Raw genomic sequence first — 22,120 nt, 5'->3', positions numbered from 1 at the left:
TCCCTTACCGGATACGCGATGTCACGAAGTGCAGGATCATGCTGAACGTCGTCGCGATCAGCGCGACCAGCAGGATCGTCGCGACCGAGACTGCCGCCCCGAGCGGCCAGTTGTTCGCCGCACCGAAGTTCATCTGGATGATGTTGGCGATCATCTGCCCGCTGGCACCGCCGACGATCGTCGGCGTCACGTAATCGCCGAATGTCGGAATGAAGATCACGAGTGCGGCCGCGATGATCCCCGGCGTGGCCAGCGGCAGCGTGATGCGCATGAACCGTGCCCATGCCGGATCGCCGAGATCCCGTGCGGCCTCGTAGAGGGACCGGTCGATCCGTTCGAGCGACAGATAGATCGGCAGGATCGCGAACGGCATCCACGCATGCGTCAACGTGATCACCACCGAGGTCTGGCTGTAGATCAGGACATCCAGCGGCTGGTCGATCAGTCCCGCCCAGATAAGCGCCGAGTTGAGGACACCGTTATAGCCCAGCACGATCTTCCACGCGAAGACCCTGAGCAGATAGCTGGTCCAGAACGGCAGGATGATCGCGATGATCCAGGCCACCTTGTGCCTGCCGCCGTAGAACGAGATGAAATAGGCCATCGGAAAGGCGAAGAGCAGCGACACGAAGGTCGCCAGGCCCGAGACGCCGAGCGATTTCAGGAACAGCGCCCGATAGATCGGGTCCGTCAGGACCGTCGTGTAGTTGGTGAGCGATACGCTCTTGTTCAGGGCGGTATAGGTCTGCTCCCACAGGCTGTAGACCAGCGTCATCACGAGCGGCGCGACGATCAGCGCAAAGACCGCGAGGGCCGGCACCGAAATCAGGCGCAGGCCGACCTTCTCGTCGGTGGAAAAGCGCCGTGTCAGCGGCAGGAACGACATTCTGATACCTCCTCGAAGTGGCGGCAGGGGCGAGCGGGGTCACGTCTGCGCCGTTCCATGCGCTGGCACGGAACCGGAATCTGCAGGGTGCGGATTTGGCACGCTACATTCTGCACGCCACGCCCGGCACCGCCATATCCCTGGAGGGGTATGGCGGCCCGGGACAGATAGCAGCTAGGGATCACGATGGGGCGGAACCGTTTCACGACGACGGGCCCCGACCAAACAGACATGGCAGAAAACGGGCCCGACCGACATGACAGACATCGTTATCCATAACGGCAGCCTCGTCACCTTCGACACGCCGATGCCCGGCCAGACCGCCATCGCCATCAAGGACGGCCTGATCACCGCGATCGGCGACGATGCCACGATCCTGGATCTGGCGGGTCCCGACACGCGGATCGTGGATGCCGGCGGCAATTCCGTGATGCCGGGCTTCATCGACAGCCATGTGCACCTGTTCATGGGTGGCGTCGAACTCGACCGGCTCGATTTCCAGGGATCGACGGACCGCGCCGAGATCGCCGCGATGATCCGGGACTATTCGGCCGCGCGCCCCGACGACACGCTGCTCATGGCCACTGGGGCCAACTATTACATGTTCGACGGCCGCCCCGCCACGCGCCACGATCTCGACGAGATCATCCCCGACCGCCCCTTCGCGGTGTTCGGCGGCGACCATCACAGCATCTGGGCCAACACCAAGGCGCTGGAGATGGCCGGAATTCTTTATGGCGGCGAAACCGATGCCGACAGCGAGATCGTGATGGGCGATGACGGCATGGCGACGGGAATGCTGGTTGAGCCCGGTGCCTGGAACCATGTCGCGCGGCTCTCGTCCTCCGGCGGCCGGGAACAGGCGGGGATCGCCTTCGGCCGGAACCCCGCGACGCCCCCCACCGAGGATGAAAGGGAAGCCGACAAGGCATCGCTCGAGAAGGGGATGCTCCACTGCGCCAGGTTCGGGATCACCACCCTGCACAACATGGACGGCAACTTCTACCAGCTCGAACTGCTGTCCGAGCTCGAGGTCGAGGGCCGCCTGCCCTGCCGCATCGAGGTTCCGTTCCACCTGAAGAACGACGATCCGATCGACCGGCTCGAGGAAGCGCACGAGATGCGGGCTAGGTTCACCGGCGACAAGGTCTGGTGCGGTCGGGTGAAGATGTTCATGGACGGCGTCAGCGAAAGCAGGACCGGGCTCCAGCTGCGCCCCTATCCCGAAGATCCGACGACGAACGGTGTCGAGCTCTTCGCGCCCGACCACTTTGCCGAGGTCTGCATCCGGGCGGACCGCGCGGGCTTTCAGATCTCCACCCACGCCATCGGCGAACTGGCGGTGCGCCGGGTGCTGGACGGTTACGAGGCGGCGCAGAACGCCAATGGCCGCCGCGACAGCCGCCACCGGATCGAACATGTCGAGACCGTCACGCGCGAGGATCTGCCGCGGTTCGACGCCCTTGGTGTTGTGCCGTCCATGCAGCCGATGCAGAGCCCGCGGGCCGGCTGGTTTCCCCCTGCCCCTCCGGGCCGGAGCTTTCACGACGATCAGCGCGAGCTGTGCTATGCGTTCCGCGACGTCCGCGCACATGCCCCCCGTCTGATCTTCAACACCGACTGGCCGATCGTGCCGATCGAACCCATGCGGTCGATTCAGGCGGCTTGCGCCCCGCTGGATGCGGGGCCGCATTGGGCGGACGGCACCCAGACGCTGGACGAGGCGCTCGCCAGCTACATCGTCGACAATGCCTGGGTCGAGTTCAACGAGGACAGCAAGGGACGCCTTGCGCCCGGCATGATGGCCGACGTGGTCGTGATGGACCATCCGCTGCATGAAATGCCGGCCGACCGCCTTTCGGAGGCACGACCGCTGCTGACCATCTGCGACGGCGCGATCACATGGGACGCGGCCATAGCCTGACTGCCGGGCCCGCGACCCGGTCGCGATCCTCGGGGCGGACCGGTCCTTTCAGGCCAGATAGCCGCCGTCGATCACGAGATCCGTACCGGTGATGTACCGGCTTTCCGGCCCGCAGAGGAACGAGATGCATTGCGCGACCTCGTCGGCCAGCCCGAGTCGACCGGCGGGGACGCCGGCGATCAGGTTGTCGATCGTATCGGCCGAGTTCTCGTAGAACATCGGCGTGTCGATCAGCCCGGGGCAGACGGTGTTGACGCGGATCCCCCTCGGGGCGAGGGCCCGCGCCGCAGATCGCGACATGCCGCGGACGGCCCATTTGGTCGCCGTGTAGGCGAAGGCGGTCTCGTCACCGATCATGCCGCCGATGGAACAGATGTTCACGACGCTCGCCCCGTCAGCCATCAGGGGAGACAATGCGCCGAGGCCCAGAAAGGTGCCCATCTGGTTGACCCTGAACACCTCTTCGAACCCGGCCTCGGTCTCGTCCTCGAGCGGGCGGGGACGGTAGATCGCCGCGCCGTTCACCAAGGCGCCAAGTTCGGCACCCGATCCGGCGATTCGGCGGGCCAGGTTCGACCATCCGGATGCGTCGGCCACGTCCAGATTGCAGGGTTGCGGTCGGCCGGGATCGGGCAAGTCCACCCCGAGGGTTTCGAACTCCCTGTCGCAGGCGATCACTCGGAACCCGTCATCCGCAAGCCGCCGTGCCGTCGCGGCCCCGATGCCGCGCGCCGCGCCCGTGACGACGGCAAGCCTGACCTGCCTGCTTCCGTCACTGGGCAAGGAACCCTCCGTCGATAGCGAGTTCGGCACCGGTGACGAAGGCGGCCTCGTCGCTGGCGAGGTAGAGCGCACCTGCCGCGATATCATCGGGGGTTCCGGGGTGGCCCAGCGGGGTCATCCGCCTCGTATTCTCGTTCAGCTCATCGGGTTGGGACGCGGTCATCGGTGTCGCGATCAGCCCCGGATGGATTGCGTTCACGCGGATGTTCTCCGGCGCATAGGTGATCGCCCCGTTGCGGGTCAGGACCGACACGGCCCCCTTGGAGGATTGGTACGCCGCCGATCCCGCGGTGCCAGCCACGCCCCAGATCGACCCCATGTTCACGATGGCCCCGCCCCCGGCCAAGCGCATCAGGGGCACGGCATGTTTCATGCCGAGAAACACGCCGTCGAGGTTGACCGAATGGGCCCTGTGCCACGCGTCGAGGCTGGTCGTGTGTATGGGCGCGTCGCCCCCGCCGATCCCGGCATTGTTGACCAGGATGTCGAGGCCCCCGCAGTGACCTTCGATATCCGATACGATCCTCTGCCATTCGGCCTCCAGCGCCACGTCGAGCGTGTCGATCCGGGCCCCCGGCAAAGCGTGGCGGTCCTCATCCGTCCAGGTGATGTCGGTGGCAAAGACTTTTGCGCCCTCGGAGACGAAGCGCCGGGCGATCGCCCTGCCGATGCCGTTGGCCGCGCCTGTCACCAGCGCCCGCTTGCCTGACAATCGCCCGGTGCCGGAGGAGACGACCGTCATCCCAGACCATCGGTGCGGGCGTGAACGCTGCCCTGCGCCAGCCATTCGCCGAGCGGGTTCGCGGATTTCCAGCGATCCGCGTGGTCGATCATGCGCGTGAACCCGACATCCCCGCGCGACTTCAGCCAGGAAACGAACGTCTCGAGCATGGCCAGACGATGCCCGCGACCGATCACCTGCGGATGCATGGTGAAAGTCAGCAGGCCGCCGGGCTCGTGATCGGCGGCCCAGCTCACCTCGTCCTTCCAGATCTCCAGAACCGTCGAGGGCGCGGAGAGCCCCTTGGTCGCGCCGTCATACTCGAAATGCGGAAAATCATCGAGATGCCAAGCGACCGGCAGCTCGACCAGGTCGGTATGGACCCCGAAGACATAGGGCGCGTCGTTCGGAAATGCGTCGCCGGACCGCACGTAATAGGGGACGAGATCGGAGCCCATCAGTGAGCTGTCATAGGTCATGCCGGAATCGACGAGAATGCGAACGGTCCGCTCGGAGAAATCCCACGACGGCGACCGGTAGCCGCGTGGAACGAGTCCGGCGGCCTTGTCGATCGCCTCGAACCCCTTCTCGAGATTGCGGCGCTCGTCTGCTTCGGAGAAGTCGGCCGGATTCTCGTGGACCCAGCCATGATGCACCAGCTCGTGCCCCTCGGCCGCGATGCGACGCACCAGGTCGGGATAGGCCAGCGCGGTATGTCCGGTGACGCAAAAGCTCGCCGGCAGACCGTGGCGGCGCAGAAGGTCGAGGATGCGGGGAACCGCGACCGCGCCGAATTCGCCGCGCGAGATCATCGAAGGATTGCGACTGGCATAGCTGCCGATCCAGACGGACATCGCGTCGAAATCGAATGTCAGCGCGCAATGGACCTTGGGGGTCACGCCGCTCTCCTCCCATGAAATCCGGGGGGCCCGCCCCCGCGCCGGCCGGTGCCGCCGCGGGGGTTGGATACTCAGAAACCTGCGCGGATCCGGGCGATATCCTGGACGAAACGGGCGCGGATCTCGTCCGGGAGCGGCCCGAAGACGCCCTTTTCCTCGATCGCCTGGCGGACGTCGTCGAGGTAGTAGGACTCCGTCACCGATGGATCCACCCGCGCATCGCCGACGGTATTGGAATGTCCGTAACCCCATGAGGTTTCGAGGTATTCCGCAGCGTCGGGCGAGCTGATGGCGTTCAGGAAGTCGTAGGCCTGCTGCTCGCGCTCGGGATCGGAGGTCGCGGACAGGGCATAGCCGCACATCCAGGGCGCGATCCCTTCGGGCGCATCGGCGATGAAGTCGATCGGTTCGCCTTCGGCTTTGAGGCGCGCGCCGAGATCGTTCCACCCTTCGGCCACGACCACTTCGCCGGACTTGAGAGCCTGCGACAGCTGCGTCGGGTCCTCCCAGTAGAAGAGCGCGTTCTGGTGCGCCTCGCGCAGGAAGGCCAGCATCTCCTCGTACTGTTCCTCGCTAATGCTCTTGTGATCGAGCTCGACGCCGACATGCAGCGCGGCGGCGATCCAGAGCCCGGAGGCGTTTGCCGGCAAGGCGGTGCGCCCCTTGTAGGCCGGGTCGAGCAGCATATCGATGCCCGTGGGATTCTCGACGACGTCGGTGCGGTAGATGATGCCGTCCGCGCCGAAATCGAACGGGACCATCCAGACCTTGCCGTCGCTCTGGACGAACGGCGCGTCAAGCATGCCCTGGCTCAGATCGTCCCAGTGATCCAGCCGCGACGTGTCGAGAGGCTTGATCAGGCCATCTTCGATCCATTGCGGCATTGTTGCGGTGCAGGGATGGATGACGTCCACCTCGTATCCCGCGCGGACCTTCTGGACGGCATCGATATCGCTGGTGAAGAACGAGAACTGGGGGCCGTCGCCGTATTTCTCGATATAGTCGGCGTAGAAGCCCGGATCCTCGTACCCGCCCCAGTCGAAGACGACGAGATCCTTGCCATCCTGCGCCTGTGCCGTGGCAGACACGATCATCGCGGGAAGCGCCACAGAAGCGAGGGCCACCATGCGTCGCCCGCTTGCGGGAAATGCCTTCATAGCGGTAGTTCTCCTGTAAGATTGCGTGAGTGGTGCTGTTTCCATAGCTTGCAAGGTGATGCCCATGGCAGCAATATCTCCAGAGTTATATTGACGTGCCGCTGCGGCAGATGCCGCTCGGACGTGCAGCGCGATCCCCGGCTCAGGCTCCGAAGTGGTCGCCGAGTGCCTTGAAGATGGACAGGCTCAGCTGATCCAGCGCGCTGTCTTCCGGCAGCGGTTGCGACGACAGCTTGATGGCCGTGATCCGGTTCTCGAGATCGACATAGACCCACTGCCCGTGGATCCCGATGGCCATCAGCGCGCCCGGATGCGTGTCCGGCACGTACCATTGGCTGCGATACGATCCCGTCGGATAGAGCGCCGTCATGCCGCCACACTCCCACGCGCCGCGGTCGCCATTCCGGCGGATATCCTCGATCCAGCATGCCGGGATGACCTGCTCGCCGCCCGCGCGGCCCTCGTTGCGCATCACCTCGCCGAAGCGGGCCAGGTCGCGGGCACGCATGCAGATGCCGCCGGCGGTACGCGCGCCGCCCATCTGGTCCACGGTGATCATGCCATCCGCTTCGGCACCGCATCTGCGCCAGATCTTCTCCGAGAGCAGCTCTGCGATCTTCCTGCCGCTCGCGGCTTCGAGCACCCAGCCAAGCACGTCGGAATTGGGCGAGACGTAGTGAAAGCGGTACCCGTGCGGCCCCTCGCCTTTCGGCAGTTTGGGAAGAAAGGCGTGAAGCCCCCCTTCGTAGGGAAAATCCCCCGGGGGGTTCCAGTCCATCGCGACGCGATAGCGCGACACGTCGCCCGCCGGATCGAGGTAGTCCTCGACGAACCTGACCGAGACGGTCATGTCGAGCACCTCGCGCACCGTCGCATCGTCCCAGGCCGATCCCTCCAGCTCCCGCACGTATTCCGTCACAGGTTTGCCGGGATCGAGGACGCCTTCCTCGACGAGAATGCCCGCCAGGCACCCCGTCACGGATTTCGAGACGGAAAAGACGATGTGCCGATCCCCGGCCCGCATCAACCGATCGTAGCGCTCGGACACGATGACCCCATCGTGCAGGACGAGGAACGCGTCCGTATGCGAGGCCGCAAGCGCATCCTCGACGCTCCGTCCATCGGCCAGTTTCACCGAGCCGAGGTCGAGCTCCGGCCCGGTCTTCAGCGATCCCGGCCGATCCGATGCCTCGATCGTGTCGACCCGGATCAACTCGTCGACGTGGTGGAAGCTGCGGCGGGAATAGGGCGCGGTGCGCCAGTTCGCCAATGTGGTTTGCGTATCGAGCTCTTCGTCTGTGGCCATGGGGTCTTCTCTGGTCTCTGGTTCGTGTCCGAGGATGTGCGTCGCTTTTGCGTCATCCGAGGGACGAGGCCAAGTTCGTGGTCCCGAAGCCTGCCCGGACATCGCGGCGGAAGGACCAGATCATCCTCGCACCCCGTCGCAGATGTCGACGGAGTGCGAAGTCTTGACGGGGGATCAGGCCGGCGCGGTCCGTCGGCGGCGGCGCACGGCACCGAGCCCCGCGACCCCGAGGAGCAGCATACCGCCCGTCGCGGGCAGCGGGACGATGGCGGGCTGGGTGAAGCCCAGCTGCCGGCTTGCGGTGCCCTGAAGGAGAAGCGCGGTCTCGGCCGATATCCCGAGGTCACGAGCCGCGAGTTCGCCCGCGCCGAACATGCCGGGATCCAGATCCGTGATCGTGCCGAAGATGGTCAGCGCGCTGAGATACGAGCCCGCGGGACTCGCATGGGTGCCGTCCTCGAACCAGAGGTCGATCAGCCCGTCGGACAGCGCGTCCTCGCCCCAGAAGTCGCGCGTGGCGATCCCTGACGCGACCGCGCTCAGGAACGCCTCGCCGACGGGGGCGATGCCGGTGAACCCGCCGGTCCCGTCCTGCCCGGCCAGATCGGCCGCGTCGGCATAGGCATTCGCCAGCAGGGCCGTCATCTCGTCGAGGCTGGCGAAGAACGTCTCTTCCGACATGCCGCCCGTGCGGATGGCGGCACCGGTCTCGGGGTCGATCTCGGTCTCGAGCGCGCCATCGACGAGGTTCGGTCGCGCCCAGGTCTGGTAGAGATAGAGATCTGCGTCAGGGTTGGCGTTCGGATTGGCATAGGAGCCACGATCCCGTCTGCAGGTCACCGGCGATATGCCCGCATCGGCGCAGGCCGCCTGACGCGCATCCTCGCTCGCACCCGGAAAGGCATCGCGATAGCGGATCGTCCCGGTCGGGTCGGAGGAATGCACGAAATCCTCGATCACATCGGCGAAATGGGTGAAGTATTCAGGGTTCGACCGAAGTTCGTTGCCGAACGCGTTGGTCACGCGCGGCAACGGCTCGTCGCTCTGTTCCTGCAGGATGACCTTGTCCCAAGGCTTTGACGCGATGTTGCTGCGAAGATCCCAGTCGTCGGGATTGGTGTTGAGGAAATGCCCGCGGAGCGACGCGGCCTGACGGGTCGACAGGGAGATCTCGTAGTCGAGCCCTGCCTGATCGGTGAGCTTCTTCACGATGCCCGGCACGCCGCCCCATGGCGGGGGCGAATAGCGGTTGCGCGACTCGGGATCGGCATAGCCCCCGCCCCGTTCGGGCGAGGTCAGGCTCGTCACGTTGTCGGCGTTGTAGCTCAGCACCGGGTCGAGCCGGGCGAAGGTGTAGCTGTTTCCGACGAACAGGACCTCCACCGGCGCAGCCGGGGCCGCGACAGGTGCAAGGGCCGCAAGGACCAGCAAGAATGATTTCTTCATGTTTCTCCTCCTCCATGTAACGGGCGGCACTTTCGGGAACTTCGCCGCCACGATTTGGGTCGGTGCCCTTTCCGGACACGGACCCGAAAGCCTCTCCGGCCGGTTGGCCGGTTTCCTCCGAGGTCGAATTCTCCTCCGTCTCTCGATCTTTGGGAATGGGGGGCGACGCGGACCGAGCCGATGCCCGCAGCCGCCCGCCGCGATGGCGAGATAATGACGTATCCTACCCCCTCAGCGAGAGGTGTACGCGCTCACCGCCTCTTCGGCGATCTCCTGCAGGAAGGCCGTGTCTTCGGCTGGAATGGCACCGTAGTAATCGTAGGAATTGCCAACCGCCGATTCTTCGTACAACGCCGCATAGACCGTCGCCGCGGCGAGATACGTCCCGAGGAGCGTCGGATGGCTGCCGTCGAAATGCTTGTGCAATTCCAGTTCCGGTCGGGCCTCGTAGGCGAGTTCGAAGGCGAGGCCCACGGGGATGATCACCGCGTCGACCTCGTTCCCGACCTCGGTATAGCCCCGGTCGATCTGCGCGAACATCTCGGGATCGTAATCGTCGTTCTCCTCGGTGTAGGCCGGGGTCATGTAGAGCGCCACTTCGGCACCGTGTTCCTCGACCTGCGGGGCGTCTTCCCTCACCGCTGCAGCGAACCGATCGAGCCGATCCTCGGTGGTCGTGGCTGCACTGTGGCCCTGCAGGATCACGACGTCGAACGGATCGTCGAGACCGAGGCGGCCCGGTTCGAGATAAGACGAGATCTCGTGCTGATCGAGATAGGACCCCGAGATCGTCGCGGATTTGTAGGTGAACCTGTCGTCCGGATACGCGGCGCGCGCCATTCGGACGACGTGGTTGTGGATGCTGTCGCCGTAATAGAGGTAGCTGTTTCCAACGAAGAGGATCTGGCCCGGATTTTCCTCCGAAAGCGCTTTCTTCTGGGGCGCAGGTGCATCCTGCGAGATGGCAGGGGCCGCACAGACGACGCCCGCCACGATGGCGGGATAATGACGAATCAAGGTTTCCTCCCTTTTGGCCGTCGCGGCACAGAGCCGCGTGTGCAGTTCCGCACGGGCTGCCGGGTCATGGAACCGGAAATGGGGAAAGTCCTGGATTTAGATCCGATGTAGAATCGCGTTTGGGTGAACATCCACCCACATCCGCCAATCGACGGGTCGCGGTGCGAACGTCCGTCCGAGCCATGACGGCGATCCACCGGGCTCGGCACCACCGAGGGACCGGAATGCCTGCACGCCCGGTCTTACTCGCACGAACTCATCCAGAGCGGCACGGATCTGTACACATGACTTCGAGCCGTGGACAAGGGCACGACACCGTCGCCGCCCGCATCCGCGAAGAACGTATAGAATGACGTGCTGTCAGTAGCTTGGTAAAGTAATGGCTCCGGCGGTAGGGATCGAACCTACGACCAATTGATTAACAGTCAACTGCTCTACCGCTGAGCTACGCCGGAACACTTCGGGGCGTATAGCAAGGGTGTTGGGGGGTCGCAAGAGGGTTGCGGAGGGAAAGTCAGCGCTTCTGAAAAAGAGCGGTCGGGCCGAGATCGGGCTCGGGCCGAACAAGGCCACGGACTGTCAGATCGACAAGATGGGCCAGCACGTTGCGCTCTGCCGCGGGCAGGAGATGCGGCTCGATCCCCGTGTAGATACGCGAAACGAGCTCGCCCGGACGGGCCGGGCCGTCTGCGAGGCAATCGAGGATTTGCGCCTCGCGCTCCTGCCGATGCGATATGAGCCAGTGGAGCCGCCTCTTCGGGTCGTCAATCGGGTCGCCGTGCCCGGGATGGAACCTGCGCCAGCGTCCGGTCGCAAGGCGGCGGCAGGAGGACATGAACTGCGTGAGGTCCCCGTCCGGCGGCGAGACGAGCGACGATGCCCACCCCATCACCAGATCCCCCGTGAAAAGCGCATCCCCCCAGGCGAAACTGAGGTGATTGCAGAAATGCCCCGGCGTCCAGAGCGCGGTCAGCGTCCAGTCCGGACCGGTGACCGCCTCCCCATCCGCGAGGTGCCAATCGGGGCGGAAGTCGCGATCGACGCCCTCCCCTCCTCCGGCATCCGCCATCCGCTGCATCACTTCCGACCGGCCTGCGCGCGCATCGCCGAACGCGAGAACGGGTGCCCCCGTCGCGGCCGCCAGCGCGGGAGCGAGCGCGGCATGGTCGAGATGCGCATGCGTCACGAAGATATGGCTGACCTGCCCCCCGGTCGCGGCGAGGATCGCGTCGAGATGGGCGGGATCGCCGGGACCGGGATCGATCACCGCCACCGGACCCTGACCGAGGAGGTAGGTGTTCGTGCCGGTATGGGTCATCGGCGAGGGGTTCGGGGCGCGGAGCAGGCGAAGGCCCGGCTCGAGCATCTGCGTCATGGCGCTTTCTCGTCGGCCTTTCCGGGGATAGCTTCTGCATCATGACAGTCGATTGGCTCAAACGCTATACGCCGCGATCCCTTTACGGTCGGGCCGCGCTCATCCTCCTGCTGCCGGTCCTGACGATCCAGCTCGTCGTTTCGGTCGTCTTCATCCAGCGCCTCTTCGAGGACGTGACGGAGCAGATGACCGGGAATGTTGCGCTTGAATTGCGCCGGCTCGTTTCGATGGTCGAAAGCGCCCCCGACATCCCCGATGCGCTGCGCGAGGTCGAACCGCTCGCCCAAGCCCTGCGCATCGACGTGGCGCTTCCGCAAGCCGATCCGGTCACCGGCGACGCGCGGGTCTTCTATGACCTTTCCGGTCGCCTGGTGCTGCCGACCCTGAGGGAGGCCCTGCCGGAGCTGATGGGCGTGGATCTGGCCGGCGACGACAAGCGCGTCCAGTTGAGCGTGGCGACACAGCTGGGTCCGCTGGGGCTTTCCTTCGACCGCAACCGCGTCTCGGCCAGCAATCCTCATCAGCTTCTCGTAATTATGGTTCTCGCATCGCTTCTGATGACGGTCGTGGCCTACCTGTTCCTGCGCAACCAGCTGAAACCGATCAAGCGGCTCGCCGATGCGGCGCAGGCCTTCGGTCGCGGACGCACCCTGCCCTATCGACCGTCCGGCGCGACCGAAGTGCGCGAGGCCGGTGCGGCATTCCTCGACATGCGCAACAGGATCGAACGGCAGATGGAGCAACGCACGCTGATGCTCTCCGGGGTTAGCCACGACCTCAGGACGCCATTGACCCGCATGCGTCTGGGCCTGTCGATGAGCGACGATCCCGAAAGCCCGGCGCTCCAGCGCGACGTGGACGAGATGCAGCGCATGCTCGACGCCTTCCTCGACTTCGCGCGCGACGGAACACTCGACGATCCGGTCGAGATGGACCCGGCGCTCCTCCTCCAGGACGTGGCCGAGAATGCACGACGTGCCGGACAGAATGTCGAGATCGTCGGCGTCGCAGGCGGGGATGCCGTCTCGCTCCATCCGCTCGCGATCACCCGGGCGATCGAGAACCTGCTCGGGAACGCGACGCGTTATGGCACGCGGGCCGAACTGGGCCTGTCGCTCGGACCGCGGGCGATCGTCTTCACGGTCGAGGATGACGGCCCCGGCATTCCCGAGGAGATGCGCACCGAGGCGTTGCGGCCCTTTTCCCGGCTCGACCCCGCGCGCAACCAGAATCGCGGCAGCGGCGTGGGGCTGGGGCTCAGCATCGCAATGGATATCGCGCGGCAGCACGGAGGAACGCTGCGCCTGGACCGGTCCCAGCGGCTCGGCGGGCTCAGGGCCGATCTGGTCCTCGCCCGCTAGATCTCGTCCTCGTCGTCACGCCCGCGAAAGCCGCTCGCCACGACGAACTTCTCGGAACTGTCCGACCGGCTCGACGGCGGCTTCATATGCGCGACCTTCTCGAAGCGGCGCTTGAGCACCGCCTGCAGTTCCCCCTCGGCACCGCCCGCCAGCACCTTGGCGACGAAGGTGCCACCCTCCTCCAGCACGTCGAAGGCGAATTCGGCCGCGGTCTCGCAAAGCGCGATGATCCGGAGGTGATCTGTCTGCTTGTGCCCGGACGATGCAGCCGCCATGTCCGACATCACGACATCCGCGGGGCCGTCGAGCCAGCCCCTCACCAGGTCGTCCGCGCCCGGATCGAGAAAGTCGATCTGATGGATCTCCGCACCGGCGATGGGCTCGACCTCCTGCAGATCGATACCGATGATCCTGCCGCGGGCCTTGCCCGATTTCTCGCCCAGCGCGTTGATCCGCGGGACCGCGACCTGAAGCCAGCCGCCCGGGGCGCAGCCGAGATCGACCACCCGCGCGCCCGGCACGAGGAACCGGTACTTGTCGTCCAGTTCCATGATCTTGTAGGCTGCGCGCCCGCGATAGCCTTCGGCGCGGGCACGCGTGACATAGGGGTCGTTCAGCTGACGTTGCAGCCACCGCGTAGACGAGCTCCGCCGCCCTCGCGCGGTCTTGACCTTCACCGTCAGGTCCCGCTGTCCACGTCCGCTGGTCTTCTTGGCCATGATCTCTTTGCTTTTCTCAAATACGCATTCGCCGCACGCCCATCCAGGGCACGGCCCGCCTAGTAGGGCCCGTCGTCCAGGACACCGTCCGCCGACATCTGGGCATAGAGCAACCCCTCGCGCAGACCGCGATCGGCCACGCTCAGCCGGTCGGTGGGCCAGACCCTCAGCAACGCCTGCAGGATCGCCGATCCCGACATGATGAGCGTGTGCCGGTCGCGTCCGATCCGGGGATCCGTGCGCCGCCCCTCGGGGCCGAGCGTCAGATAGGACCGGATCACCGCATCGATCTGGTCGGAGGTCATCCGCAGCCCGTCCACGCGGTTGCGGTCGTAGCGGCGGAGGCCCAGATGGCTTGCCGCGACGGTCGTGACCGTGCCCGAGGTGCCGATGATCTGGAACCCCTCGCGCTTCTGCTCGCTCGCGTAAGGCGCGAAATTCACGAGATTTTCCTCGAAGAACCAGCTCATCAGCGCGAAGCGGGCGGCATCGTTGCGCACGTCGTCGAACTGCTCGCGCAGGGTCGCGACGCCCCAGGGGACGCTGATCCAGTCGACCACCCGCGCCGCCGGAAAGGGCGACCCGTCCTTGGGCGTGAAACCCGCATGGAGCCGCATGATCGCGCGCGGCCGATCGACCTTCGGCACCCGCGTGAGGTCGATCCAGACGAGCTCGGTCGAGCCGCCGCCGATGTCGACGACCAGAAGCTGCTCGGTCTTGGTGCTGACCAGCGGCGCGCAAGAGATGACGGCGAGCCGGGCCTCCTCCTCGGGCTTGATGATCTCGAGCGGCAGTCCGACCTCGCGGCGCACCGTCGCGATGAACTCGGCCGCATTGCTTGCGCGGCGACAGGCCTCGGTCGCGACGAGCCGCATGTGGCTCACCTTGTGCTTCTCGAGCTTGGACTGGCAGATCCCGAGCGCGTGGACCGTCCGCGCCATCGCCGCGCGCGACAACCGGCCCGAGCTTTCGAGCCCCGCGCCGAGCTGCACGGATTTCGCGAAGGAATCCACCACGTGAAACTGATTGCCCTTTGGTTGGGCAATCAGCATGCGACACGAATTCGTGCCGAGATCCAACGCCGCATAAAGCGTGTCGGGATCGATCGTACGGGTGCTTCGGGGCTCGACCGGTTTCGGGAACGCGCCGGCACCTGTGGGACGCCTGGGCGCCATGAGAGCGCCCTCCTCATTCAGTTGCACCGAGACTAGGGGCCGCGCCCCGCCCGCGCAAGCGGTGCCGTGCGGACATGCGGGGTTTCCGCCCCCTCATCATCATGATGAACGATATGACGGCGGCGGCATCTGGTCCGGAGCCCCCACGGGGGATAGATGTCCTTACGCGAGCGGGCGGACCCCTCCCCTCCGGTCGCGGTGGCATCGAGGTCGATCGAAAGGCATTACGGACATGGCGAAGGTGACGATCCTCTACTGGCGGGACATTCCGGCACAGGTCATCGCGGGTGCGGGACGGCGCGCAACGAAGATCCAGCTTCCCGAACGGTTCGAGCAGGCGATCGATCGTGCCGCGATGAAATCGGGTGCCGCGGGCAGCGACGCCTACATCGCCGAATGGCGCAAGGCCGATCCGGCAGAAGTCGATGGGACCGACGGCGAGGCTGCCGAGGCCGAAATCGCGCGCCTCGACCGCGAATACGACCGGGAGCGCCTGAAGGCCCTCATTGAAAACGACGGCTGGGCCTGACCCACCTACCACCGCGCATTGCGCGAGCGTTGCCGACAGACAGGATGACACCATGACCCGCACGACCCTCGAATCGAAGACCAAGACGGTGACGATCGGCTTCGACGAGCCCTTCTGCGTCATCGGGGAACGCATCAATCCCACGGGCCGCAAGAAGCTCGCCGCCGAGCTCGAACAGGGCGATTACTCGACCGTCGAGCGCGACGCGCTCGAACAGGTCGCCTGCGGAGCGATGGTCCTCGATGTCAATTCAGGGGCCGTCTTCACCAACAAGATGGCCGAGGATCCGCGCTACGCAGACAACAACTTCGTCGAGCCGCAGCTCATGCCCGAACTCGTTCGCCGCATCCAGGCACTGGTCGACGTGCCGCTTTGCATCGACAGCTCCGTACCGGGCGCGCTCGAGAACGGGCTCGAGGCGGCCGAGGGGCGCCCCCTCCTCAATTCCGTGACCGGTGAGGAGGAGCGGCTCGAGCTGGTGCTGCCGCTCGTCAAGAAATACAATGTACCGGTCGTCGCGATCTCGAACGACGATACCGGGATCAGCGAGGACCCCGAAGTCCGCTTTGCCGTTGCCAAGAAGATCGTCGAGCGTGCGGCCGATTTCGGCATTCCCGCCCACGACATCGTGGTCGACCCGCTCGTCATGCCCGTGGGCGCGATGGCCAATGCCGGTCAGCAGGTCTTCACGCTGGTGCGTCGCCTGCGCGACGAGCTCGGGGTCAACACGACATGTGGGGCCAGCAATATCAGCTTCGGCCTGCCGCACCGCCACGGGATCAACGCGGCCTTCCTGCCGATGGCGATCACCGCCGGCATGACGAGCGCGATCATGAATCCGGTCCGCTCGGTAGAGATGGAGGCCGTTCGCGCCGCCAACTTCCTCATGAACCACGACGATAATGGCTACGAATGGATCAAGTTCTCGCGGATCCTCGACGCGGTGGACGAAGGCGCGAATTTCGCAGAGGCTTCCAAGGCGCAGATGAGTGCAGGCGGCGCACGCGGCGGTCGCAGGCGGCGCAGCAGGACGTGAGGGCCCAAGCGATCCGCCCGGCCGCGATCGGACGCGGTGTTCATGCGGCCCGTCACGGCTGCCGTCAGCGCCCTCCGGCAATCTCCTTCCGGTGACGACCATGGCAGATCAGGACCCGCTCGTCGTTTTTACCCCGTCAGGCCGGCGCGGGCGGTTTCCCGTCGGCACGCCGGTGCTGACGGCGGCGCGGAAACTCGGCGTCGATCTCGATTCGGTTTGCGGCGGACGCGGGATCTGCTCGCGCTGCCAGGTCGAACCCGGCAAGGGCGACTTTCCAAAACTCGGCCTTCATGTCGCCGTCGATGCGCTGAGCGCGTGGAACGCTGTCGAGCAGCGCTACGACGACAAGCGCGGCCTGAAACCCGGTCGACGGCTCGGGTGTCAGGCGACGGTCCAGGCGGATGTCGTGATCGACGTGCCGCCCGGATCGCAGGTCCATCGCCAAGTGGTCCGCAAGGAGGCGGCCGCGCGCGACATCACGCTCGATCCGGCGACGCGACTGGTCCTCGTCGACGTCGCCGAGCCGGACATGCACGAGCCCTCGGGCGATCTCGAACGTCTGTCGCGCGCCCTAGCCGATCAATGGCAGATCGAGATCGGAGCAACCTCCCTTCCGATCCTGTCAAAGCTGCAGCCCGCGTTGCGCAAGGGGAACTGGCAGGTCACCGTCGCGGTCCATCAGGACCATCGTGGCCCTGCACGACTGATCGACATATGGCCGGGCTTCTACGAAGGCGGGATCTTCGGCCTCGCCATCGACCTCGGTTCGACGACGATCGCCGCGCATCTGTGCAACCTGAAGACCGGCGAAGTCGTGGCGAGCTCCGGCATCATGAACCCGCAGATCCGTTTCGGCGAGGATCTCATGAGCCGCGTCAGCTATGCCATGATGAACGAGGGTGGTGACCGCGAGATGACCCGCGCGGTGCGCGAGGCCATCGACTCGCTCGCCAACGGGATCGCGGAGGTGTCCGGGACGGATCCGCGCGCGATCGTCGAGGCCACGATCGTCTGCAATCCCGTGATGCACCATCTGCTGCTCGGGATCGATCCGGTCGAGCTGGGCCAGGCCCCCTTCGCCCTCGCCACGTCGGACGCGATGACTTTGGGCGCGCCGGAGCTCGACCTCCCTTCGGTCAATCCATCGGCTCGGGTGTATTTACTGCCCTGCATCGCCGGTCATGTCGGGGCAGACGCCGCCGCCGTCGCGCTGAGCGAAGCCCCCGACAAGAGCGACGAGCTTACCCTTGTGGTCGATGTGGGGACGAATGCCGAAATCCTGCTCGGCGATCGCAGGCAGGTCCTGGCCTGTTCGAGCCCGACGGGGCCGGCCTTCGAAGGGGCCCAGATCAGTTCCGGCCAGCGCGCGGCCGCGGGCGCGATCGAGGCGATCCGGATCGATCCCGCGACCAAGGAGCCGCGGTTCAGGGTGATCGGCTGCGAGCTCTGGTCGGACGATCCCGGTTTCGCCGACGCCATCGTCTCGACCGGCGTCACGGGCATCTGCGGATCGGGCATCATCGAGGCCGTGGCCGAAATGCGGATCGCGGGACTTCTCGACGCCTCGGGCCTCATCGGGACGGCCGAACAGGCAGGCACGTCGCGCCTCCGGCCCGAGGGCCGGACGCAGGTCTATGTCGTGTACGAAGACGACGAGCGCCGCATCACGGTCACCCAGGGCGACATCCGTGCGATCCAGCTTGCCAAATCCGCGCTCTATGCCGGTGCGCGCCTGCTGATGGACGAACGCGGTGTCGACAAGGTCGACCGGATCGTTCTCGCCGGGGCCTTCGGCGCGCATATCAGCCCGCTTCACGCGATGGTGCTCGGGATGATCCCGGATGCGAAACTCGAGAACGTCACCTCGGCAGGCAACGCCGCCGGAACGGGTGCGCGTATCGCGCTTCTCGACCGCGGGGCCCGGGCCGAGATCGAGGAAACGGTGAAGCGTATCCGAAAGGTCGAAACCGCGATCGAGCCGCGGTTTCAGGAGCATTTCGTCGCCGCCAATGCCCTTCCGCATGCCAGCGATCCGTTTCCGGAACTCGCGAAGATCGTAACCCTGCCGCAGACCTCCTTCAACCAGGGCGGCACGGGCAAGGAACGTCGTAGGCGCCGACGCTAGCCCATTTAATCGGCGGGGGACGGTGACCCGGCATGGTCAGGTGTTCGTGGCTGAATCGCTCCGTAGCTGATCACCATTACAAAAAAAGCCCGCCGGTATTCGCCGGCGGGCTTGGATCTTCCGATCGTCTTTCGATTTTCAACCTGAACCGAAGTGCTTACCCGATCCAGTGAGCGTCGTCGTGGACGATCTTGACGGTATCGACCGACAGGTCGTCGCCCTGGAGAGCGATCATGTCGGAATCGCCCTTCAAGCCGATCCACATCGTGTCGCCATGCATCCGCTGGCTGACGATCTGTGCCCCCTGCTCGATCACGACCATGTCCTCCGAAACATCGAAATCGTTGACGACCGACATGGTCTGAACATTGTCGGCCACCCTGGACCCGAAGATGAACGCATCTGCACCGTCACCGCCGGTGATCTGGTTCAGACGCCCCCCATTCGCCCGGATCGCATCACTGCCATCCGTGCCGGCAAGGTTCTGGTAGGGCCTCGACGACCCTTCGATCACGTTCCAGTCGATCGGACCGCCATCGCCTTGGTCCGGCATTTCGGGCTCGGGCTGTGGCTGCGGCTTTTCCGGTTCGGGCTGGGGCTCGGGCTTCTCGGGCTCGGGCTGGGGTTCGGGCTTCTCGGGTTCGGGCTGGGGTTCGGGCTTCTCGGGTTCGGGCTGGGGTTCGGGCTTCTCGGGTTCGGGCTCCGGCTCGGGTTGCTCCGGTTCAGGCTGGGGTTCCGGCTTCGGATCGATCGGTCCGGAATTGGTGTCTCCCTTCAGGGTGACGCGAGTGCCGTCGTCGACCAGATGAACCGTCCCGACCGCGTCGCCGAACGTCGCGATCGCATCGCCCGCCGCATCGACGATCGCCGTCTCGCCGTCCGACTGCGCGAGACGAAGATCCGAAAGGTCGCGTCCATCCATCACCGCCGTCAGGTCGAGCCGGTCGTTCGAGGAATACTCCTCGATCCTGACCTCGATTCCGTCGGCTGCCACGAAGACATCGGAGGCATCGCTGCCGACGAGGGTCAGAGTGTTTCCACCCTTCGCGACCTGAAGCCGGTCCTCGGCATAGTCGATCCACACAGAGATGCCGGACGCACCGTCGACCTCGATTGTTCCGAACCCTCCGACGAGTTCGTCAACCTCGACGAGATCGAACCGGCCGCTTGACCGGAGATCCGCGAAATCGACGACGAGCCAGGTATCGGCCGATCCGAGATCGACCGACGAAACGACATCGCTCGCGCGCGTTCCCCAGTGACCGCTGCGGAATTCCGCAATGGTCGAAAAGCCGGACCGTGCAGCCTCGAATTGCAGCACCGCACCGTCGGCGAGCGACAGCGAAGCGACACCGCCGCCCTGACCGTCGAACCCGATCTTCGCGCGATCGCCGGTGATCTGCAGGCCACCATCGACTTCGAACTTGGCCCCACCGGTGGCAAGGATCGCCTCACCACTCGATACGGCGAGATCGAGGCCACCCTCGACGGTCCCGAAGTTCGCGAACCGTCCGCCGTCCTGCGAGACGTCGATACGCTTTTCGCCGTCATACCCATCGGTCCAGAGCTGACCTGCCCGACCGATCTCGATCGCGCTGTTCACGCCACCTTCGAGGTCCGCGACCTCGAGAAGCCCCTGACGAACGGTCAACCTGCCGCCATCGCCGAGATCGAGCGACTGCAGACGGTTGGTACCGGCATAGGTGACCCAGTTGCCGGCAAGATCGACGCTATCGCCGCTCTGGGGCAGTTCCTCGCTCGTCCAGTTCAGCCGGTTGTCCCAACGGAAGCCCTCACCCCGCTCGTCCGGGACGAAACGCAGATCCTGCGGGCCGTCGATGACCGAGACGTCCTTGCCGAAACCCTTCTGGAAGAAGTCGACGACGTCGCTCGCCTCGATCTGCCCCCAGTTCGCGCGAAGGAACGTTGCGAGGATGTCGATCGGATCGTCGGGATTGCTTACGCCCAGCTCGTTCTCGACGAAGCGCCTGATCGTGACCTCGTCGAGTTCGGCCGGATCGATATCGGGGAGGTTCTGATCGTGGTCGTGGCGGGGCGAATCCCGGAAGCGGTCGCTGATCCAGTTGTAGATCAGCGTGTCGTCCGCGAATGCGTCGTCGTAGCGGATCGTGTGGGGGTCGTGTCGTCCATCGGTCTTGCTGGCCCGATCCTCGGGATCGGCGGGGTCGGCCATATGCGCAATGATGTTGCCCACGTAGCTTGTCCAGCGCGCGTAATCCTCGATGCCCCAATCGCGCGCTCCGGCTCCCGGCTTGTTGCCGGCGGATGTCACGATATTGTCGAGGACGAGCGAATAATTGTCGTTGTGCCCACGGTTGTCGTATTGTCCACCACTGGTGTTGAAGGCGACGTTGTTGTCGACGAAAGCACTTCCTTCGATCACCGCACCGGATCTGAACTGCGCACCGAAAGAGCTTCCTCTCATCGAGATGCTGTCGCGAAAGGTCACGTCCTCGACACCGGTCTGGATATAGATGTTGTGGTTCTGCATCCGGGGTGCATCGCCGTCGCCGGTCTCGTATCCCGGGGACCATCCGTTCCGGTCGGCGAAGACTTTATCGATGAGAAGTCCATCGATGTTCTCGCCGTAGAAGCCGCTTGTCCGCCCGCCATTCGTCGCGTCGATGATCGTGGTTCCGTGGAGCGTCGCACCGTCGATTGCGCCGAAAAGACCCTGAATGGTCACCTGGCTTCCGTCGAATGTCACGTCATCGAACAGCAGATTCCCGCCCTTCATGACGCGTGCGCCGTCGATCTCCAGTCCCTGTACGACCACGTTCTGACTCGGATCCTGCCAGATATGCACACGGTCCCCGAGAACGGGTTTCTCGCCTTCACCCCACGCGCCGACATAGAGGGGGTGAATATCCGATTCCCCGTCCGAATCCCGACCGATCAACCGACCGGTATCGTCGTACTCATAGCCTCGCTCGAAGAGGAGCCAGTTCGAGGTCGGGTCCGCCCTCTTGTCCGTCGTCGAATACCAGAGCGACATCCCGAGATCGGTCTTGAGCGCCATGTCCTCGCTCGCGCCGTATTCGGGGTGCGCTTCGAGCCATTTGGCGTTGATGTCGCCCTCGGAGATTCCTTCGCGCGCGGCGATATCGGACCGGCTCAGCGCATCGTCGCTTTCGGAAACGTAGATCTTGCGGTGGTTCTCGCCCGGCTCGACGACGACATCGTCTTCGTCGTCCACCGCGAGCATGTAATGATCGCCCTCGCCCCAACCGTTCGCCTGGGGACCCGCCTTGGCGCGGATCAGGACATCGACCTGCTCCGCATCGGCCCCTTCGCCGAGCGTTACCGAAAAGTCGGTGTGGCCCCGGAAATCCTTGTCGGCCAGGACCAGCGAGAGGGTCCCGTCAGGGTTGATCGTCACGTTGCCTGATTCCGGTTGCGCGGTCACGGCGGAAACGCTGCCGCCCAGATCGAACGTCGTGACGCGCCCTGCCGTGACGTCGATCCGCCCGGCTGCCTTCGAGATGTCAATCAAGAGAATGCTCCATTTCCCGGCGAGATTCGCCAGTTCGTTTCGTCGGGAACCGGTCCCGGTGCCCCTGAATTGGGACCGTTAATCGGTCGAAAACTGGCCTGCAAACAGCCTAGGCAAGGTTTTGCCGCCCAGGCGAGGCCACGGCTA

At 65.2% G+C, this 22,120-nt stretch carries 17 protein-coding genes and 1 tRNA gene; 5 read left to right on the top strand and 13 right to left on the bottom strand.

The features are described from left to right. Positions 1 to 4: 4 nt before the first annotated feature. The gene (locus RVY76_RS01935) at positions 5 to 886 is read right to left on the bottom strand and encodes an ABC transporter permease (RefSeq protein WP_317375453.1); all 882 of its coding nucleotides are present in this window, start codon (positions 884 to 886) and stop codon (positions 5 to 7) included. A 256-nt stretch (positions 887 to 1,142) separates the two neighbouring features. Here RVY76_RS01935 and RVY76_RS01930 point away from each other — a divergent pair, with 256 nt between their 5' ends. Then, positions 1,143 to 2,810: an amidohydrolase gene (locus RVY76_RS01930; RefSeq protein WP_317375452.1), complete on the top strand. Its 1,668-nt coding sequence runs from the start codon at positions 1,143 to 1,145 to the stop codon at positions 2,808 to 2,810. A gap of 48 nt (positions 2,811 to 2,858) precedes the next feature. On the opposite strand, the gene RVY76_RS01925 is transcribed toward RVY76_RS01930, so the two are convergent. The 9 genes from RVY76_RS01925 to RVY76_RS01885 all read right to left on the bottom strand — a co-directional run bounded on the left by RVY76_RS01925 (position 2,859) and on the right by RVY76_RS01885 (position 11,514). After that, positions 2,859 to 3,593, bottom strand: coding sequence for an SDR family oxidoreductase (locus tag RVY76_RS01925; RefSeq protein WP_317375450.1), 735 nt, complete (start codon positions 3,591 to 3,593; stop codon positions 2,859 to 2,861). After that, positions 3,583 to 4,335, bottom strand: a complete 753-nt coding sequence (locus tag RVY76_RS01920; RefSeq protein ID WP_317375449.1) for a glucose 1-dehydrogenase — start codon at positions 4,333 to 4,335, stop codon at positions 3,583 to 3,585. The genes RVY76_RS01925 and RVY76_RS01920 overlap by 11 nt, the downstream gene beginning before the upstream one ends. Then, positions 4,332 to 5,213 carry a polysaccharide deacetylase gene (locus tag RVY76_RS01915; protein ID WP_317375448.1) on the bottom strand — a complete coding sequence of 294 codons (882 nt, stop codon included), beginning with the start codon at positions 5,211 to 5,213 and terminating at the stop codon, positions 4,332 to 4,334. Before RVY76_RS01915 ends, RVY76_RS01920 begins: the two co-directional genes overlap by 4 nt. Before the next feature lie 71 nt (positions 5,214 to 5,284). Further along, positions 5,285 to 6,370: a PotD/PotF family extracellular solute-binding protein gene (locus RVY76_RS01910; RefSeq protein ID WP_317375447.1), complete on the bottom strand. Its 1,086-nt coding sequence runs from the start codon at positions 6,368 to 6,370 to the stop codon at positions 5,285 to 5,287. 142 nt (positions 6,371 to 6,512) lie between these two features. Further along, positions 6,513 to 7,676: a serine hydrolase gene (locus RVY76_RS01905; RefSeq protein WP_317375446.1), complete on the bottom strand. Its 1,164-nt coding sequence runs from the start codon at positions 7,674 to 7,676 to the stop codon at positions 6,513 to 6,515. Between the two features lie 174 nt (positions 7,677 to 7,850). Continuing rightward, positions 7,851 to 9,122, bottom strand: a complete 1,272-nt coding sequence (locus RVY76_RS01900; protein WP_317375445.1) for a VPLPA-CTERM sorting domain-containing protein — start codon at positions 9,120 to 9,122, stop codon at positions 7,851 to 7,853. A 231-nt stretch (positions 9,123 to 9,353) separates the two neighbouring features. Continuing rightward, positions 9,354 to 10,139, bottom strand: coding sequence for a DUF4886 domain-containing protein (locus RVY76_RS01895; RefSeq protein ID WP_317375444.1), 786 nt, complete (start codon positions 10,137 to 10,139; stop codon positions 9,354 to 9,356). 380 nt (positions 10,140 to 10,519) lie between these two features. Further along, positions 10,520 to 10,594: transfer RNA gene (locus tag RVY76_RS01890), tRNA-Asn, on the bottom strand. A 59-nt stretch (positions 10,595 to 10,653) separates the two neighbouring features. Beyond that, the gene (locus RVY76_RS01885; RefSeq protein ID WP_317375443.1) at positions 10,654 to 11,514 is read right to left on the bottom strand and encodes an MBL fold metallo-hydrolase; all 861 of its coding nucleotides are present in this window, start codon (positions 11,512 to 11,514) and stop codon (positions 10,654 to 10,656) included. A gap of 41 nt (positions 11,515 to 11,555) precedes the next feature. Here RVY76_RS01885 and RVY76_RS01880 point away from each other — a divergent pair, with 41 nt between their 5' ends. Then, the gene (locus tag RVY76_RS01880; RefSeq protein ID WP_317375442.1) at positions 11,556 to 12,875 is read left to right on the top strand and encodes an ATP-binding protein; all 1,320 of its coding nucleotides are present in this window, start codon (positions 11,556 to 11,558) and stop codon (positions 12,873 to 12,875) included. On the opposite strand, the gene RVY76_RS01875 is transcribed toward RVY76_RS01880, so the two are convergent. Together RVY76_RS01875 and RVY76_RS01870 are read right to left on the bottom strand one after the other, a co-directional pair. Next, positions 12,872 to 13,594: an RlmE family RNA methyltransferase gene (locus tag RVY76_RS01875; protein ID WP_317375441.1), complete on the bottom strand. Its 723-nt coding sequence runs from the start codon at positions 13,592 to 13,594 to the stop codon at positions 12,872 to 12,874. The two genes, RVY76_RS01880 and RVY76_RS01875, sit on opposite strands and share 4 nt — an antisense overlap. Positions 13,595 to 13,653: 59 nt before the next feature. Further along, positions 13,654 to 14,769, bottom strand: a complete 1,116-nt coding sequence (locus tag RVY76_RS01870) for a Ppx/GppA phosphatase family protein (protein WP_317375440.1) — start codon at positions 14,767 to 14,769, stop codon at positions 13,654 to 13,656. Positions 14,770 to 15,001: 232 nt separating this feature from the next. Here RVY76_RS01870 and RVY76_RS01865 point away from each other — a divergent pair, with 232 nt between their 5' ends. From RVY76_RS01865 to RVY76_RS01855, 3 genes are all read left to right on the top strand, one after another. Continuing rightward, positions 15,002 to 15,298 carry a virulence factor gene (locus tag RVY76_RS01865; RefSeq protein WP_317375439.1) on the top strand — a complete coding sequence of 99 codons (297 nt, stop codon included), beginning with the start codon at positions 15,002 to 15,004 and terminating at the stop codon, positions 15,296 to 15,298. Between the two features lie 52 nt (positions 15,299 to 15,350). Further along, positions 15,351 to 16,334 carry a methyltetrahydrofolate cobalamin methyltransferase gene (locus RVY76_RS01860; protein WP_317375438.1) on the top strand — a complete coding sequence of 328 codons (984 nt, stop codon included), beginning with the start codon at positions 15,351 to 15,353 and terminating at the stop codon, positions 16,332 to 16,334. Positions 16,335 to 16,434: 100 nt separating this feature from the next. Beyond that, positions 16,435 to 18,459 carry an ASKHA domain-containing protein gene (locus RVY76_RS01855; protein WP_317375436.1) on the top strand — a complete coding sequence of 675 codons (2,025 nt, stop codon included), beginning with the start codon at positions 16,435 to 16,437 and terminating at the stop codon, positions 18,457 to 18,459. A gap of 157 nt (positions 18,460 to 18,616) precedes the next feature. Here RVY76_RS01855 and RVY76_RS01850 read toward each other — a convergent pair whose 3' ends face one another. Further along, complete coding sequence (locus tag RVY76_RS01850) at positions 18,617 to 21,973, bottom strand: hypothetical protein (RefSeq protein ID WP_317375434.1); 3,357 nt, start codon at positions 21,971 to 21,973, stop codon at positions 18,617 to 18,619. Positions 21,974 to 22,120 lie beyond the last annotated feature (147 nt).

The sequence above is a fragment of the Palleronia sp. LCG004 genome, assembly GCF_032931615.1.
Taxonomy (GTDB): domain Bacteria; phylum Pseudomonadota; class Alphaproteobacteria; order Rhodobacterales; family Rhodobacteraceae; genus Palleronia.
The sequence above is the reverse complement of the archived record's forward strand: the minus strand, read 5'-3'. Positions and strand labels throughout refer to the sequence as shown.

What these genes read in the sequence shown, in the direction of transcription:
- RVY76_RS01935 (WP_317375453.1), bottom strand. Translation starts at nt 886, where the DNA reads ATGTCGTTCCTGCCGCTGACACGGCGCTTTTCCACCGACGAGAAGGTC.
- RVY76_RS01930 (WP_317375452.1), top strand. Translation starts at nt 1,143, where the DNA reads ATGACAGACATCGTTATCCATAACGGCAGCCTCGTCACCTTCGACACG.
- RVY76_RS01920 (WP_317375449.1), bottom strand. Translation starts at nt 4,335, where the DNA reads ATGACGGTCGTCTCCTCCGGCACCGGGCGATTGTCAGGCAAGCGGGCG.
- RVY76_RS01910 (WP_317375447.1), bottom strand. Translation starts at nt 6,370, where the DNA reads ATGAAGGCATTTCCCGCAAGCGGGCGACGCATGGTGGCCCTCGCTTCT.
- RVY76_RS01905 (WP_317375446.1), bottom strand. Translation starts at nt 7,676, where the DNA reads ATGGCCACAGACGAAGAGCTCGATACGCAAACCACATTGGCGAACTGG.
- RVY76_RS01900 (WP_317375445.1), bottom strand. Translation starts at nt 9,122, where the DNA reads ATGAAGAAATCATTCTTGCTGGTCCTTGCGGCCCTTGCACCTGTCGCG.
- RVY76_RS01885 (WP_317375443.1), bottom strand. Translation starts at nt 11,514, where the DNA reads ATGACGCAGATGCTCGAGCCGGGCCTTCGCCTGCTCCGCGCCCCGAAC.
- RVY76_RS01880 (WP_317375442.1), top strand. Translation starts at nt 11,556, where the DNA reads ATGACAGTCGATTGGCTCAAACGCTATACGCCGCGATCCCTTTACGGT.
- RVY76_RS01875 (WP_317375441.1), bottom strand. Translation starts at nt 13,594, where the DNA reads ATGGCCAAGAAGACCAGCGGACGTGGACAGCGGGACCTGACGGTGAAG.
- RVY76_RS01870 (WP_317375440.1), bottom strand. Translation starts at nt 14,769, where the DNA reads ATGGCGCCCAGGCGTCCCACAGGTGCCGGCGCGTTCCCGAAACCGGTC.
- RVY76_RS01865 (WP_317375439.1), top strand. Translation starts at nt 15,002, where the DNA reads ATGGCGAAGGTGACGATCCTCTACTGGCGGGACATTCCGGCACAGGTC.
- RVY76_RS01860 (WP_317375438.1), top strand. Translation starts at nt 15,351, where the DNA reads ATGACCCGCACGACCCTCGAATCGAAGACCAAGACGGTGACGATCGGC.
- RVY76_RS01855 (WP_317375436.1), top strand. Translation starts at nt 16,435, where the DNA reads ATGGCAGATCAGGACCCGCTCGTCGTTTTTACCCCGTCAGGCCGGCGC.